12 protein-coding genes and 1 tRNA gene are annotated in these 15,397 nt (G+C 65.9%); 4 read left to right on the top strand and 9 right to left on the bottom strand.

The window, feature by feature from the left end; genetic code table 11:
- Positions 1 to 87 precede the first annotated feature (87 nt).
- Positions 88 to 1,392, bottom strand: a complete 1,305-nt coding sequence (locus tag J0X27_RS09410; RefSeq protein WP_425491896.1) for a hypothetical protein — start codon at positions 1,390 to 1,392, stop codon at positions 88 to 90.
- A 294-nt stretch (positions 1,393 to 1,686) separates the two neighbouring features.
- On the opposite strand from J0X27_RS09410, the gene J0X27_RS09405 reads away from it, so the two are divergent.
- A complete protein-coding gene (locus J0X27_RS09405; RefSeq protein ID WP_207268891.1) occupies positions 1,687 to 3,678 on the top strand; it encodes a sensor histidine kinase in 1,992 nt (663 codons plus the stop codon).
- A 48-nt stretch (positions 3,679 to 3,726) separates the two neighbouring features.
- Here J0X27_RS09405 and J0X27_RS09400 read toward each other — a convergent pair whose 3' ends face one another.
- Together J0X27_RS09400 and J0X27_RS09395 are read right to left on the bottom strand one after the other, a co-directional pair.
- Positions 3,727 to 5,316, bottom strand: coding sequence for a tryptophan--tRNA ligase (locus tag J0X27_RS09400; RefSeq protein ID WP_207268890.1), 1,590 nt, complete (start codon positions 5,314 to 5,316; stop codon positions 3,727 to 3,729).
- Positions 5,317 to 5,507: 191 nt separating this feature from the next.
- A complete protein-coding gene (locus J0X27_RS09395) occupies positions 5,508 to 5,891 on the bottom strand; it encodes an ester cyclase (protein ID WP_207268889.1) in 384 nt (127 codons plus the stop codon).
- A gap of 578 nt (positions 5,892 to 6,469) precedes the next feature.
- On the opposite strand from J0X27_RS09395, the gene J0X27_RS09390 reads away from it, so the two are divergent.
- Positions 6,470 to 7,378 (top strand): ornithine cyclodeaminase family protein, encoded by a 909-nt coding sequence (locus tag J0X27_RS09390; RefSeq protein ID WP_207268888.1) that lies wholly within the window; start codon positions 6,470 to 6,472, stop codon positions 7,376 to 7,378.
- Positions 7,379 to 7,411: 33 nt separating this feature from the next.
- On the opposite strand, the gene J0X27_RS09385 is transcribed toward J0X27_RS09390, so the two are convergent.
- The 5 genes from J0X27_RS09385 to J0X27_RS09365 form a co-directional block, all read right to left on the bottom strand.
- Positions 7,412 to 8,542 (bottom strand): FtsZ/tubulin family protein, encoded by a 1,131-nt coding sequence (locus J0X27_RS09385; RefSeq protein ID WP_207268887.1) that lies wholly within the window; start codon positions 8,540 to 8,542, stop codon positions 7,412 to 7,414.
- 103 nt (positions 8,543 to 8,645) lie between these two features.
- The gene (endA, locus tag J0X27_RS09380; protein WP_207268886.1) at positions 8,646 to 9,710 is read right to left on the bottom strand and encodes a tRNA-intron lyase; all 1,065 of its coding nucleotides are present in this window, start codon (positions 9,708 to 9,710) and stop codon (positions 8,646 to 8,648) included.
- A gap of 111 nt (positions 9,711 to 9,821) precedes the next feature.
- Complete coding sequence (locus J0X27_RS09375; RefSeq protein WP_207268885.1) at positions 9,822 to 10,598, bottom strand: DUF91 domain-containing protein; 777 nt, start codon at positions 10,596 to 10,598, stop codon at positions 9,822 to 9,824.
- 282 nt (positions 10,599 to 10,880) lie between these two features.
- Positions 10,881 to 10,954 (bottom strand) — tRNA-Ile (locus tag J0X27_RS09370).
- A gap of 76 nt (positions 10,955 to 11,030) precedes the next feature.
- Positions 11,031 to 11,627 (bottom strand): FxsA family protein, encoded by a 597-nt coding sequence (locus J0X27_RS09365; protein WP_207268884.1) that lies wholly within the window; start codon positions 11,625 to 11,627, stop codon positions 11,031 to 11,033.
- A 137-nt stretch (positions 11,628 to 11,764) separates the two neighbouring features.
- Here J0X27_RS09365 and J0X27_RS09360 point away from each other — a divergent pair, with 137 nt between their 5' ends.
- Both J0X27_RS09360 and J0X27_RS09355 read left to right on the top strand, forming a co-directional pair.
- Positions 11,765 to 13,414 carry a DUF255 domain-containing protein gene (locus J0X27_RS09360; protein WP_207268883.1) on the top strand — a complete coding sequence of 550 codons (1,650 nt, stop codon included), beginning with the start codon at positions 11,765 to 11,767 and terminating at the stop codon, positions 13,412 to 13,414.
- Positions 13,415 to 13,496: 82 nt separating this feature from the next.
- Positions 13,497 to 14,300, top strand: coding sequence for a TrmB family transcriptional regulator (locus J0X27_RS09355; RefSeq protein ID WP_207268882.1), 804 nt, complete (start codon positions 13,497 to 13,499; stop codon positions 14,298 to 14,300).
- Here J0X27_RS09355 and mptA read toward each other — a convergent pair.
- Positions 14,297 to 15,223: a GTP cyclohydrolase MptA gene (gene mptA / locus J0X27_RS09350; RefSeq protein WP_207268881.1), complete on the bottom strand. Its 927-nt coding sequence runs from the start codon at positions 15,221 to 15,223 to the stop codon at positions 14,297 to 14,299. The genes J0X27_RS09355 and mptA overlap by 4 nt on opposite strands.
- Between the last annotated feature and the right edge of the window lie 174 nt (positions 15,224 to 15,397).

Below are 15,397 nucleotides of genomic sequence, written 5' to 3'. Positions count from 1 at the left end.
GGCACGAACCTGGGATTCGGCTGCCATACTCGAGGCCACTCGTGAGCGGCGTAAAAACGTTGTGATGTGAGCTACCACACGGCAGGACTATCCATCCGAGAGCCGCATCGTCTCGAGCGAGCCCGTCTCGACCCACTCGAATCCCGACTCCTCGGCCGCTGCGGTCGCATCGGGGGGCTCGACGGGGGCACACTCGTCGTCGAACTCGATACGGGTCTCGGTGGGCTCGACGGCCGGTAGCTCCGGGAGGAACTCGTCGTCCTCGAGCAAGCCTCGAACGGAGACCGTTCCACCGGCATCGAGCGCCGCACCGACGGCACGGTAACGGTCGTCCTCGGACTGGGGGTCGAGATCCGTCCCGAACGAGTCGTTCTCGACGCGCGTGGTCGTGGTCGATCCCGACAGCGTCCCGAACTCGGTCGTCCGCGTCGACGACTCGTCGGCCCCCGCCGATCGATCGGGGCGACTCGAGTCGCCCGACGACCGTCCGGAGTCGCCCGTCTCGGTCGACCCCTCAGGACGGGTCCGCGAAACCGACGGCGCGCCGCGGAGTTCGAAGCCGTCGATTTCGCGTCGCTCGTCCGACGTGGACGCCTCCGAGGTCGACGGCCGGGTCGAGTCGGTCGCCGCCGAAGACGGCTCGGCGTCCTCGATGAGGGAGTCGACGCTCCCGGGATCCGGGTCGCTTCGTCCGTGGGTCTCGTACTCGAGTGCCCACGGTGGCCAGGGGTCGTCGTGGGGTTCGAAACCGTGGCTATCGGCTCCGAGTGCCGACGACCCGTCGGGTTCCGCCCCGGGAACGTACGCCGCGAGTCCGTACTCGGGACACAGCGGACGATCGAACGCCTCGATCCGCGGTCCGTACCGCTCGCGGAGTCGCTCGAGTTCGGGTTCGGCCGCCAGCGCGCCACGCCAGCGATCGACGCCCGACGAGAGGAGGACGAACCGTGCGTCGGTCCCGGCGAGGACCGTCTCGGTGATCGTCCACAGGACCGCGGGGAGGTTATCGGATGCGAGGGGCGTTTCGGGATAGGTAACTGTCGCCTCGCGGCTCCGCCCGTGGGGATCGGTCGCGGTCAGTTCCAGTCTCCCGGACGTGGCCGAACTCGCGAACGACCAGCCGATCGCCTCGAAGGCGGCCTCGAGTTCCGCCTCGAGATCAGCCCGTGAGTACCGCGCCGTACAGTCGATTCCACGGTCGCTTCGCGCGATGGTCCGCCGGAGCACCGCCGTCCGATCGACGCCCGTCGAAAGGACGTCGGCCACTGCGTCCTCGAGGCCGTTCTCCTCGGCCGGCTCGCCGGCGAGATCCGTCGCCGTGACACCGAACGATCCGAGGACGTCGGCAGCGACCAGCAGGTCGTCGGTCGGATCGCGGGCGGGCCGAGCCATCACCATTTTTCGTATTCACAACTGACCGTATATATCTTCGTCAGACACGGACCCGTCACCGCGAGCACAGCCGACGTCTCCGCGAGTCGCCGCTCGACGACCGGTCACTCCGGGGGGGTCGCTGCCACAACGTCCAAGACGCTCGATTCCGTCTACACCGACGATGACCGATTCGAAGGGGTATCTCGCTCGGATTCCGGGCTGGGAAAGCGGCCGTGCCGAACGATGGGGTGAGAATCGACGGCTCTCTCGAGGACGGTTCGCGAACGAGTCGAACCGACGTCTCGGCGCTCCATGACCGAACGGACGTCACACGACGAGGAGACGATCCAACGGCGACCCGACGATTGCGAGACGATACAGCTACTGATCGGGGACGACGGGTGTCGAACGACGGTCCGGGACCTGCTGACCGACCGGTACGAACTCACGACCGACCGATCCGTTTCGGATGCGGATCTGGTCGTCGTCGAGGCCGACCGCTTTGCCACGTACGAGTCGGAGTTGCGACGGCGCGCCCGACGACCGGCGTTTTGCCCCGTCGTAGTGATACGTTGCGATCCGCGAGCGGATGCGATGTCGCTGCCGGATCCCCACACCAGCGACGACCCGATACTCGTCGATGCGGTCCTCCGGACGCCACTCGATAGCGCGACCTTCCGGCGTCGACTGCAGTCCCTGCTCGTCCGTCGGCGTCAATCGCTCGCCTTACGAAACCGACAGTCGGCCTCGGCCCAGCGAGACGGGGATCGCCATCGTGTCGACCGGTCCGGGAGTCAGCACGGTCGCGTCGACTCCAGCGACGACCCCGACGGCAGCCCCTCCGGCTCCGTTCCCGCCGTCACGGACGGGGCGGGAGACGACCGGTACGAATCGATCTTCAACCGAACCTACCAGTTCACGGGATTGCTCGAGCCCGACGGGACGGTGATCGAGGCCAACGACGCCGCGCTCGAGTTCGGCGGCATCGACCGTGACGCGGTCATCGGAACCCCCATCTGGGAGGCCTACTGGTTCCGTCGTTCGGAGTCACTCCAGCGGCAGACGAAAGCGGACGTCGAACGGGCCGCCGGCGGTGAGTTCGTCCGCCGGAAGATCGAAGTACAGGGCGCGGACGAAACCGCGATCATCGACTTTTCGATCCGTCCCGTTCGGGACGAACAGGGAACCGTAACGCTGCTCGTCCCGGAGGGACGGGATATCACCGAACTCGACGATCGAAGACGGGAGTTACAGCGGTCCGAACGACGATTCGAGGCCGTCTTCGAGGACCCGAAGATGCTCGCCGCACTGCTCGATCCCGACGGGACGGTCCGTCGGGTCAACCGGACCGCGATGACGTACGTCGAGTCCGACCACGCGGCGATACGGGGCGAGCCGTTCTGGGAGACGCCCTGGTGGGACGACGGCGCAAGGGAGGACCTCCGTCGGTGGATCGACCGCGCGGCGAACGGCGAATACGTCGAATACGAGCGCGAACACGCCGGCAAGGAGGCCGATACGTTCACCGTCGTCGGGACGATCCGTCCGGTCACGAACGACGAGGACGACGTGGTTTCGCTCATCGCCTCCGCCCACGACATCACCGAACGCAAGCGACGCGAGCGCGAACTCGAGCGCACGAACGACCAACTCGAGCGGTTCGCCAGCATCGTGAGCCACGACCTCCGGAACCCGTTGAACGTCCTCGCGGGCTCGCTGGAGATGGCCGCGGAAACGGGCGATGCGGAACAGTTCGATCACTGCCGTGACGCGATCGACCGAATGGACGGACTCATCGAGGACCTGTTGGCCCTCGCACGACAGGGCGAGCACGTCGACTCGCTCGCGGCCGTCGATCTACAACGGCTCGCGGCCGACTGCTGGCGAACCGTCGAAACGAACGCTGGGTCCCTTCGATTCGACGGTTCGGTGACGATTCACGCCGACGAGGGACGAGCGCGCCAGCTGCTGGAGAACCTGTTCCGAAACGCCATCGAACACGGCCCCACGAACCCCGACTCGCAGACCCGACAGGACGCCACGGAACACGGCGACGATGAGATCACGGTCACCGTCGGCGGACTCGACGACGGGTTCTACGTCGAGGACGACGGTCGCGGGATCCCGCCGGACGAACGCCAGCGCGTGTTCGACAACGGCTATTCGACGACGTCCACTGGGACCGGGTTCGGCCTCGCGATCGTCGAGACGATCGCTGAGGCACACGGCTGGGAGCTCCGGCTCGTCGAGAGCGCCGCCGGCGGCGCTCGGTTCGAATTCACCGACGCTACCGAGATCGATTGAGCACGACCGAGCACCGTCCTCGGATTCGAGCGCCGTCTCCGCGCTCGGTCACCGTCGCGGTGACTCGAGTTCGATATCGGCGTCCTCGAGCAGGTCTTCGACCTCCTCGCGTTTCTCCTGGTGTTCCGCGAGGAACTCCCGCATGAGCTGGGCTGCCTGCTCCTTGCAGTCGCCACAGAGCCGTTCGCCGCCGACGCACTCGTCGTAGACCCGTTTTGCGAACTCGTCGTCGTCCCCGGCCAGCAGATAGGCGTAGAGTTCGTAGACGGGACACTCGTCGGCCTTTCCGCCCTTCTCGCGTTGTTCCTCGGCGGTCTCGCGGCCGCCGGTCGTCGCCGCCTTGACCTTGTCGTAGCCGTCTTCGGGATCGTCGAGCAGCGAGATGTGGCTCGCCGGGATCGAGGAGGACATCTTGCCGCCGGTCAGCCCGGTCATAAAGCGGTGATAGATCGACGAGGGGGGCTGAAAGCCGTAGCCGCCGTTGTCGACCTCGACCTCCCGGGCGAGTTCCTCGGCCGCGGCGCGGTCGATCTCGAAGGCGTCGACGTGGCTCTCGTAGACCCGTTTCTCGCCCTCGATGGCGTCGATCAGCGCGTCGAAGGCGTCGTCGGTCGCCCGCCGATCGAAAAAGCGGGTCCGGTGGCGGACCGGCTCCATGCCGGCTTCGTTCAATTTCGTCAGGGCCGAACTCAGCGCGTCCGCGCTTACGTCCAGGTCCGACAGCGGCGTCTCCTCGAGCGCCTCGGCGACGTGGACGCACCGAAGGGTATCGTCGTCGAAGTCGGCGGGGTCGAGTCGCTCGTAGAAGTCGGCGACGAGTGTGCGCTCGTCGTCGTCGAGTTCGAAGCTCGCGTAGGCCTTCGAGACCTTGAAAAAGCGCATTCGCTCGGCGAGGTCACGGGCCAGCCGGACGTGGGGATCCTGGTCCGGGCCGACCGGGATCACGGTCGGTTTCGGCTCCTCGAGTTGCGGGTAGAGGATGTCGGCCATCTGGGTGACGACCGACTGCATGTGGGAAACGTCGGTCTCGCCGTCGAACCCGTAGATCGCCTGGAACTCCGAGAAGTTCGCCTCCGCGCCCAGATCGAAGGCCAGATCCTGCACCTCGCGGTTGGTCGACTGTCGGTAGAGTTCCCCCTCCTCGGGGTCGAAGCCGAGCGCGAGCAACGAGAGGAGGTAGTTACGCGCGTGCTCGTCGATCTCGTCCCAGCTCAGCCCGCGGGCCGAGTTGGCCTCGAGGTCGGCGATCAGGCCGTAGGCGTCGGCTCCCTGCTCCTGGTGCCAGATGATCTCGTCGAAGACCAGCTTGTGCCCGATGTGTGGATCGCCGGTGGGCATGAACCCCGACAGAACGGCGGCCGGCTCGTCGTTTTGCAGGGCCTGCGCGACCGGGCGGTAGTCCCGGTGGCCGAAGATGACGCCCCGACGCATCAGGTAGTGGGGGTTTGGCACCTGCTCGAGTATTTCGTCGAACTCCTCGATGCCGAACTCCTCGAACAGTTTGCGGTAGTCGGAGACGCTCGAAGATCCCCAGGGGTCCAGTGCCATGTCGTCGGCACCAGCGGCACCTCCATCGGTCAGCGGTTCCCCGGTCGTCGGTTCCCCGGACTCCTCCTCGAGTGGGTCGTCTCCGGTCATTAGGTGCGTTTTGACGCGCCAGCGCGCAAAAGCCTTCGGCTTCGCCGACGCCGAAATATTCGCTCAGCGAAACTAAAGAGGGTGGGAACTGGAAATTCACGGGGTGACGATCGGCCCGCAGCCAGCGACGATCCGCGAGCAGGGACGAGGCCGGCGAACGCGCGGGCACCAAATCGGATGAGTAGAGTCAGTTACGGTTCGATGACATCTCGAATCGCACCGCCGGTTCCCGAGGCGACCCAGCGTTCGACGATTTTACCGTCTTCGAACCGGTACCACGTTAGGCCGCTTTCCAGGGACACTTCCTCGCCTGTAACAGCGTGCGTTCCCTCCCAGGAGTACCGTACCGCAACCTCGTCATCCTCGGCGATTACACTTTCAAGTGTCACTTTCAGATCAGGGATTGCCTCCCAGACAGTCTCGTAGAAGGCCGCCAACTCCTCGTAGCTCTCGGCGTTAGCCCCGTGTAGTACGAGGTCTTCACTGTAGTCATCAAGGTACTGATCGCGCGTTTCGGGGTCATTGTGCAGTTCGATCGATTCTCGGAGAATCTCAACGTTTTCTTGGGCAGTCATAACTATTGCGAGTACAATTGGGCGATTAAAATAGATTTGGAATGTCGGAGAAGTATTATTTTATCAACAATAAAATGAGACGGACCGATTTCTGAGCGGGTCGTGTCCGAGATCAACCACCTGACCTGGGATTAACGACTGGATCGATTTGGTACTTGTGGAGCACAAACGGTCACTCGAGTTTGCGATGAAGCCCGATATTCAGATGCACGTGAGTAGTCTATTGCTTTCGAATACATCTTGTTCTTGATGAATTGGGTGTCCACCGCTCTCGTCAAAACAGTTCACTCACAGGTAACTGAGTGAAACCAATAGAAGTCGAGTGCTGCAAAGACGTTCTATAGTCCGCAGGCGGATTTTAACAAATTGTAGAGAGACCAGTAATCGCAGCGACAACTGCTTGACCTATACTGAACGTGGATTTCACGTCTAACTCCGAATAAAGAAACCGTATTACCGACTACTGGTACGAAAAGCCGCTCGAGCACGACGGGGCCGCGATTCCGGGCGAACCGGAGGAGTTCACGAACGGCCTCCGCCCCACACTTGTTATGGTCTCCCCGAGTAATGCGACGATCATGACCGATTTTCCCGTTCTGAGGGACGGCGATGTCTACTCGCAGTTCGACTACCAGCAGGTCGTCGACGCCATGCGGGCCGCGGGGACGCTCGAGGCCCCGCCGCGCTGGCACGTCGACGCCGGCGAGGGCGATCTCGTCTTCACTGCGGGGGCCGCAACCGGCCCGGTCAACGCGGCCGGCTTCCGGCTCTACGAGACCTACACGAGCGGCGACGGCCACACAGAACTGGTCGCGGTCCTCGATTCGACGACGGGCAGGTTCGAGGGGCTGTTCGTCGGTCACGCGATCGGCAGGCTCCGAACGGGCGGCATCGGCGGGGTGGCGATCGACGCTCTCGCCCGCGCTGACGGCGAGACACTCGGAATCCTCGGCTCGGGACACCAGGCTCGAGCGCAGGTCGGCGCGGCGTGTGCCGCCCGCGACTTCAACGAGGTACTGGTCTACAGTCCGACGGCCCAGAGCCGGGCGTCGTTCGCGGAGATGGTCGCCGCCGAGGTCGGGCCACCGGTCCGTGCGGTCGACGATCCCGAACCGGTCGTCCGCAAGGCGGACGCGCTCGTCTGTGCGACCGACAGCGAGGAGCCGGTCTTCGATCCCGGCTGGCTCGAGGCCGGCACCCACGTCACGACGATCGGCCCGCGGTTCCGAGACGGCCACGAACTCCCGCTCGCGGTCGTCGACCGCGCCGACGTCGTCGCCACCGATTCGATCCCACAGGTCGACGACTACGATCGGCCCCACATCGCGACCGACGAGCATCGCGAGCGCCTGGTCGAACTCGCCGACATCCTCGAGGAGCCCCACCTGGGTCGTTCGAACGACGACGATCTCACACTGTTTTGCTCGGTCGGGCTAGCGGGGACGGAAGTCGTGCTGGGAACGCGATTCCTCGAGGCGTTCGGGTAGCGGTTTCGCGGCCGCCGGCGGCCGACATCGAGGTCAGTCGGCCGCAGCCCGTAATTCTTCGAGTCGATCCGATTTCACGCCCGCGAAGACGACCGCCGCGAAGACGCGATCGCCGTCCGGTCGGGGCGCGTCGCCGCCGAGGATTCCCGAGCCGCCGATGGCCGACTCGAGCGTTCGTCGCCCCTCGGCGATCGCCCGGCGGTTGAGCCACGCCGGCGGCCCACCGACGATCAACAGGCCGCGCTCGGCCGTCACGGGATCACACTCGAGGGTGTGCTTGCCGCGGATCCCCTTGCGGACCACGGTCTCGATGGCACTGACTGCCTCGCTCGTCTCGACGTCGGGCTCCGACGGCAGGAGGCCGAGGCCGAACCGCGAGCCGCTCGTTTCGACCGTCTGCTCGCCGTATCCGAGCGTGACGATGGCCGACTCGTCACCCAGAATGCGGCGGACGTCGCTCGTATCGATGACCGTCTGGGCGACCGCACCGTCCGAATCGCCACCGCTGGCGAAGACGGCCGCAACTCGCGTCGCCAGGTTGCGGTTACAGCGATCGCGACCGTCGACGAGCCCTTCGCCAGGGCGGAGCCACGCGTCGGTATCGAACGCGATGATCGCGCTCGCGAGCCCGTCGAGTCGCTCGAGACTCTCGATCGCGTTCGCTGCCGCGTCGGGCCGCGGTGGCCCGTCGTCGGCGTGATCGCTCGTTCGATGGCCAGCACTCGACGTCTCGGCCTCCGCGTCGAACTCCCGGTCGGCAGGCAGCGTCGCGAGGACGTAGACCGGCGCGTCGTATCGACGCTGCAGCGCCGCGACGAGTGCGGGAGCCGTGCCGCCGCCGGTCGCCCCCCCGAGACCGACCGTGAGGAGCACGGCGTCGGCCGCCAGCGAGGTCCCCCGACCCCCCTCGAGCGCCCCGAGCAGTTCGTCGACGGACTCCTGGCCGATCGCCAGCCCTCGCTCGAGGCCGGCGTCGGGATCGCTCGCGTCCTCGCCGTACTGAAACCGATGTGACTCGGGAATGACGGTTCGCGCGAGGTCGTCCGCGTCGGTGTCGAACGCGAAGACGTCAGTGAGAAACGAGTGGTCCGCCGGCTCCGCCGCCCGGATCGCATCGGCGATCCGACAGCCCGCGCCGCCGACGCCGATCACCTCGAGTTGCATGCTCCGATCCTCGGCCGTTGGGGTTTTCAGACTATCGGACACCACGATTCGCCCGTCGATCAGGCTCCCGCTCGCGGGAGTAGACGTCCGACTCGAGGACCGATCAGGGGGTCAGTCGCTCGAGGGACCACCACTCGATCCCCGCCTCGGGATCGACCAGCGCGAACACCATCGTCTTCCGGACGCCGTGGGCGAGCCGAACGTCCAGCGCCAGATCGCGGGGTTCGAAGACGTATCCCGCCGGATGGACCCGAACGAGTAGTTCGGAGTGGCCGAGGTTCTCGACGGAGTCCACGTCGGCGTAGGTCCGGAAATCCGCACCGAATTTGTAGCCCGTTTTCGGAACGACCCCGCGTTCCCGCAGGGCCGTGTAGACGATCAGTCGCCGATCGAACCGTTCCCCCTCGACCTCGCGGCCCCGCTCGCGGACCGTTTCGGATTCGAGATCGATCGCTCCCCGCTCGGCGAGATAGGCCGCCTCGAGCAGGGAACACTGCAGCGTCGGCTCGTCGTACTCCCGGCCCTCGAGAGGTTGGCCGTAGAACGTGTGCTCGTAGAGGGAGGTCGGCGGCTCCCAGACCACGACCCGATCGGCGAGGAGGTCGGCTTCGCAGGCCTCGGGGAGCGTGGCGTCGGAACCGGACGTTCCGGTCGGATCCCGGCGTCCGACCTCGAAGTACGTGATTTCGCTCTCCTCGTCGACGACCGCCAGGACGCCCGGCCGAAGTTCGGCGGCGGGGATATCGGTTCGCTCGCCGACGATCCGCAGGGCGTAGGCGATCTCGCCGTCGCGGGGCCCCTTCCCACGGGGGAAGACCGCGAAGTCCGCCTCGCCGCCGGGCGGGTCCGGCACCCACGGCTCCGCGTTCGGCGAGAGGTAAAACCCCCGCGAGCGCAGATCCGCGTAGACGAGAAACCGGACGCCGAAATCGTCGCCGGGTTCGCGGGAAACGAATTCCCTGAATCCCAATCGCTCGCCGCTTTCTCCGTGGACGACCCGCTCGAGGTCCCCCCGGTAGAGCAGGTGCGCCGCCTCGACGGGCGCGAGCGCGATCTCGTTGCCCTCGAGCGGATAGCCATACCCCCGCGAGTCGTGATACCGCTGGCGCGCATCGCCCCCCACGTAGACGACACCCTCGTCCGTCTCGAACCGCCCCTCGAGTGACATAGCCGGGTTTTGACTGGCTGGCACTAAGTGGCTGCGGATCGATCCCTCGTCGGCTGGGATCGGCTGCTGGCCGGACGACCGTACCGCGACGTCCCACTCGCGCTCGGACGGTCAGTCGTCGGCCGCGGATTCCGTCTCGAGTGGGGCCTCGAGCGCACGGTCGCAGGTCGCGTCGAGACAGCGGATGCCGCTGGCGGTTTCGAACGTCGGGAGCCCGCAGCCGCATTCGCCGTCGACGACGCCGGCGGGAACGGCGAAGCCGGTATCGCAGTCGGGGTAGTGTTCGCAACCGGCGATGAGTCCGCCGCGGCGGAGGATCCGCAGGTCGCCGTCACAGTCCGGGGCCGGACACGGCCACTCGCGGTCGAACGCCTGTTTGACCGCCGCGTCGAGGGACTCACAGCCGCGATCGAGACAGACGTTGAACGCGAGGCCGCGCTCGACCCGCATTTTCGGGAGCCCGCAGTCACAGTCGCACTGTTCGTCCCGAACCGTCGCGTCCGCCGGCACGCCGTACCGATCGCCACAGCCGACGCAGTGGACGCCACTCGAGCGCACGAGCGCGCCCCCGCAGTCGGGACACGTGCCCACGGGCGTGCCGGCCGCGGAGGAGGGGTAATGGGCGAACCCCTCCCGTTCGTGGGCGGCGATCCGCAGCGTCTGCGTGTCCTTTTTCGCCACGAGCGTGAAGCCGTCCCTGCGATCGCTCGAGACGCTGTCGGCCCGCGTCAGCCACGCGACGGGCTGGTAGCCGTCGATATCGTGGACGAGGACGGTGTTGTCCGGCTTGACGATCGTCGTGACTCGTCCGCGATACTCCTCCCGGTCGCTGTCTTCGGCGATGACGGTGCAGTCACCCGCGAGCACGCGGATCGCGTCGTCGATCATGGGAGGTCTGGCCCCGCGTTCGTATTTAAACTCGAGGGCGAGCGCACTCGATCCATCGAAAGCGACGAGAGGCTCGTCGGGACGGAACTCGAGAGACAGGTCAGTCGCCGGCTCGACTCGCGAAATCGCTCGCCGCAAAAATATGGGCCAACTCGGATTTGAACCGGAGGAAGACGGTCCTGCTCGCCTCACTCCGTTCGGCTGTGGGCATGCGACTTCCAGGGTTCAAATCCGAGTTGGATTCAATACTTACGGCTCGCGAAATTGCTCGCCGCAAAAGTATGGGCCAACTCGGATTTGAACCGAGAGCCTCCACCTTATCAGAGTGGCGCTCAACCTAATTGAGCTATTGGCCCGCCGCTCCTTCGTCGCACTCGGTAGTTGCCCGGTGGAACGTTTAAACGTTTCTTTCTCCCGGACCCGTGCGAACCGCTACCGACCGAGGGGATCGTCGTCTGGCTCGTCGTCCGCATCGTCCGTCCGTTCGTCGCCGAAATCGATCGTGTAGGCGTCCTCGTCGTCGCCGGCGACGGAGTATGCATCCTCACCGAGGTCGTACGTTCCGCTATCAGCCGACTCGGTCCGTTCCTGGCCGGGTCCACCCTCCGGGAACCCGAACGTCCAGACGCCGCCGCTGGCGAACCCGCCCGTCTTCTTGTCCGCGTAGGGGACGATCACGAACCGCTTGAGCGCGGCACGGATCGGGATCCGGGTCAGCGGAACGGCGAGCAGGAACCCGATGGCGTCGGTCACCAGCCCGGGCGTCAACAGGAACGCGCCAGCGGCGATCAACAGCCCGCCGTCGAGCAGTTCGTTCGTCGGTGGGGTTCCCTCGGCCATCGACCGTTGCATCTTCCGGATCGTCCGTCGGCCTTCCGCACGGACGAGCAACATCCCGACCAGGCCCGTCAGGACGACGAGGAGGATCATCCCGACCCAGCTGAGGAACCCGAACTGGGTAACGATCACCGCGAGCAACACGGCGTCGAGAAACGGGATGAGCAACAGCGCGAAGATCCACCGGAGCATACCTCGACTAGGCTCCGAAGAGTGAAAATCCTTTACTCTCAGCCCCGCCCGCACCGCGCCCTCGAGCGAGCCGGTCGCGAACGCGGGAGGGCACACGCGAACGAAGGGCTTACCCTCGCCACGTGCGTCGCTCCGATATGGACGATACGACCCGCGTCGAGTGGCGCGAGTGGGGAGCGGCGGCCTTCGACGAAGCGGCGTCGGCCGACCGTCCCGTCTTGCTCTCGCTGACCGCGACGTGGTGCGATCACTGCCACGAGATGGACGAGGAGACGTATTCGGAGCCCCGGATCGCGGCCAACGTCAACGACAGTTTCGTCCCCGTCCGCGTCGACGTGGATCGCTATCCGCGCGTTCGCGATCGCTACAACATGGGTGGGTTCCCCTCGACGGTCTTTCTCGCCCCCGATGGCTCGGTGCTGACAGGCGCGGGCTATCTCGGTCCCGACGGGATGCGACAGGTCCTCGACAGCGTCCGAACCATGTGGCAGACCAAAGGTAGCGGCGCGGCGCGCGTCCCCCGGCCGCTGCGGGAGGACAACCCGCCAGCCGGCGAGTTGGCCCCCGATATCGAAACGGGCATGCTCGGACACCTCACCGACACCTACGACGAGACTGCCGGGGGCTGGGGGGAGAGCCCGAAGTTCCCGCTGCCCGACGCCCTCGAGTTCGCGTTGAAACGCGACCGGGAGATGGCGTTGCGATCGTACGACGCGGTCGGCGCGAACCTGTTAGACGAGTACGACGGCGGCTTTTATCGGTTCGCGACCGATCGCGACTGGTCGGGCCTCCAGCGCGAGAAACTGCTTGATTCCAACGGCGCGCTCGTCCGGGCCTTCGCCAACGCCTACCTGCTGACTGGGAAGGACGAGTACCGCGAGCCAGCCGATCGGACGATCGAGTTCCTGACGACGACGCTGTGGAACGACGAGGCCGACGCGTTCGCGAACAGCCAGGCCCCCGGAGCGGCGGACGCCCACAGTCTCGACGCGACGGATCGAGCCGCTGCCGCCGAGCCACCGGTCGACGACGGGATCTTCGCCGGCTCCAACGCCCTCGCGATCGAGGGGCTGCTCACGTACTACTCGTATACCGACAACGAACGCGCCCGCCGGTACGCCGAACGGGCGCTCGCAACCGTCCGCGAGGACTTGCTCGTCGATGGCGTCGTCGCCCACGCACGCGAAGACGACGTCGAACTCGATCACGACGGCGACGCGGTGTGTCTCCTCACGAACCAGGCCCGTCTGCTGGCGGCACTGACGACGGCCGCGAGCACCCTCGAGACGGAGACGCTCGCGGACGCGACGGCCGTCGCGGAGACGACGATCGACCGGCTCCACGACGAGGATTCGTTCCTCGACGGCCCCGCCGAGGGCGTCGGCCTGTGCGATCGGCCGCTACGGCCGCTCGATTCGAACGTCGCGTTCGCGGACGCGTTGATCGATCTGGCGGCCCTGACCGGCGAGGATCGATACCGCGAGTTCGCACGGGAGACGCTCGAGGCATTCGCCGGGGCCAGCGAGCGCTTCGGGGTCCAGATCGCCCGCTACGCGACGGCCGTCTCCCGACTGCTCGAGGGTCCGCTGGTGATCCGGGTCGCAACCGACCCCGGTTCGGACCTCCATCGGGCGGCGCTTCGGCTCGCGGACCACGAGAAAGTCGTCGTTCCCGACGCCGACGGCCTCGCGGCTGGAACGGCGCGGGCCGAGCGGGGCGATCACGTGTCAGCTCCTGCCGAAACTCCGGCCGAGTTGAGCGAACGCGTTCGGACCGTTCTCGACTGACGCTCGGCTCCCTACCGGCCGAACCCGTCGCATCGCCAAACTACCACAGCGTTTATGTTTCTTCAGTGGATTGCGTTTCGACATGGCCAGTCTCAGGGATCTCGGGCTTTCCGAGTACGAAGCTCGAGCCTACCGATCGTTGCTCACCACCGGCCCCACAACGGCCAAGGAGTTGTCCCGGGCGAGCGACGTCCCGATGGGGCGGATCTACGACGTGTTAAACAGTATCGAACAGTACAACCTGGTCCGGAGCCAGACCGCGAGCCGCCCGAAGAAGTACGTCGCCGTCGAGCCCTCGACGGCCCTCGATCGGTTGCTCGAGGACAAGAAACGCGAACTCGAGGAAAAGGCCGATCAGTACGAGTCGATCGTCGACGACCTCGCCGACGAACTCGACGCGGCCGAGCCGGTCGAAGAACAGTTCTGGACCGCCGCCGTCGGCCCCGAGGAGACGATCGATCTCCTCTTGGAGCGGCTGGCAGCCGCCGATCGGGACATCGTAATGGTGTCCTCACACCCCTCCCCCCAGTGGGACATGCAGGCGGTCAGCGAGGAGATCAACGCCCAACTCGAGGACGCGCTCGATCGCGGGGTCTCGGTCGACCTGTTGATGACTCGCGAGATGGTCGGCTCGATGTCGGAGGAGGTGGGCAGGCGCTACCGGGAGACCTTACAGCAACGCGACGACTTCGACGTCCGCACGCACGACGACGTCACGGGGTCGTTCAACCTCATCGACGGCGTCGAGGTGTGTATCCAGGTACCCAACCCGCTGTCCTCGGGCGAGGCCTTCGGCATGATCGACCTGAAGGATCCGGAGTTCGCCGCGAACGTCCACGAGGAGTTCGTGCCGCGCTGGGAACAGGCCGAGCCCCTCGAGTTCTAGTTGCTGATCTCGTCGCGAAGCGTCCCCATTTCGACGATCCGCTCGGCGTGGGCGTTGTGCTGGTGGATCGACTCGTCGTTGGACTGGCTCATCGTGATCACCGCGTCGTCGGCTAAGTGGTCGAACTCGTCGACGACGCCTTCCGCCAGCGCACGGACGCAGTCCTCGACGAACTTCGCGTCGGCGTGGGCGTCGTAGGTCATGTAGTCCTCGTCGGGCCGCTTCGCGAGGTTGTAGATCCGCGCACTCATCGAGTCCCGAGCGATGTCGATGATGTCGTTCAGATCGACGGACGGATCGCCGTTGGCTTCGACAGTCAGCGTCGCGTGACCCCGCTGGGAGTGGCCAGGCTGTGGCACTTCCTCGAGGAACTCCGTGATCGTCTCCTCCTCGACGCCCAGATCCTCGAGCGTCTGCTTCGCGCGGGCCGTCGACATGCCCTGCGAGCAGGGACAGACGGTCATGCCGGTGACCCGTGCACCGATCTCCTCGCGGGTGCCGTCCTCGGTCGCCGTCGCCGACGCGACGATGTCGACGGTGTGTTGGGTCTCGCGATCGCTGGCAGGGGTCTGTTCGCGCCGCATGAACTCGGCCTCCATCGAGACCTCCGCCCGCGACGTGTAATCGTGGCGCTCGAGGAGCCGTTCGGCGGCCTCGCCACAGACCTCCTCGACGCCGTAGGCCTCCTCGCGGGTGGCGTCCTCCAGGATCTCGTCGATTACTTCCATGTTGCGGCTCATGTCCGCGCCCTTGCGCCAGCCGGGAAGATCGACGAAGACCTCGAACTCGGCAGTGAGAACGATCGGCCGCTTCCCCTCGCGGGCGATCTTGACGAGCTTGTCGACGCCGGTAACGCCGACCTGGCTCAGGCCGACGGTGACGTCGGGTGACGTCGCCTGCACGTCCGGCAACTGATGACTCATTGCCCGCATTCAGGGGAGCGATCGATTCAACCTTTCGGAACCAGTAGTTGTTGGCTCGACGGACCCGATAGTACCGTTGCCGTCTCGAGCGGGTCGTCGTTTCTTTAAGTGGTTCCCGTCACAAGGTGAAGCTATGACGGGGCGACCGCCGTTCTCTAGTTCGTTACTTCGGTA

The sequence above is a fragment of the Natrinema longum genome, assembly GCF_017352095.1.
GTDB lineage: Archaea > Halobacteriota > Halobacteria > Halobacteriales > Natrialbaceae > Natrinema > Natrinema longum.
The sequence above is the reverse complement of the archived record's forward strand: the minus strand, read 5'-3'. Positions and strand labels throughout refer to the sequence as shown.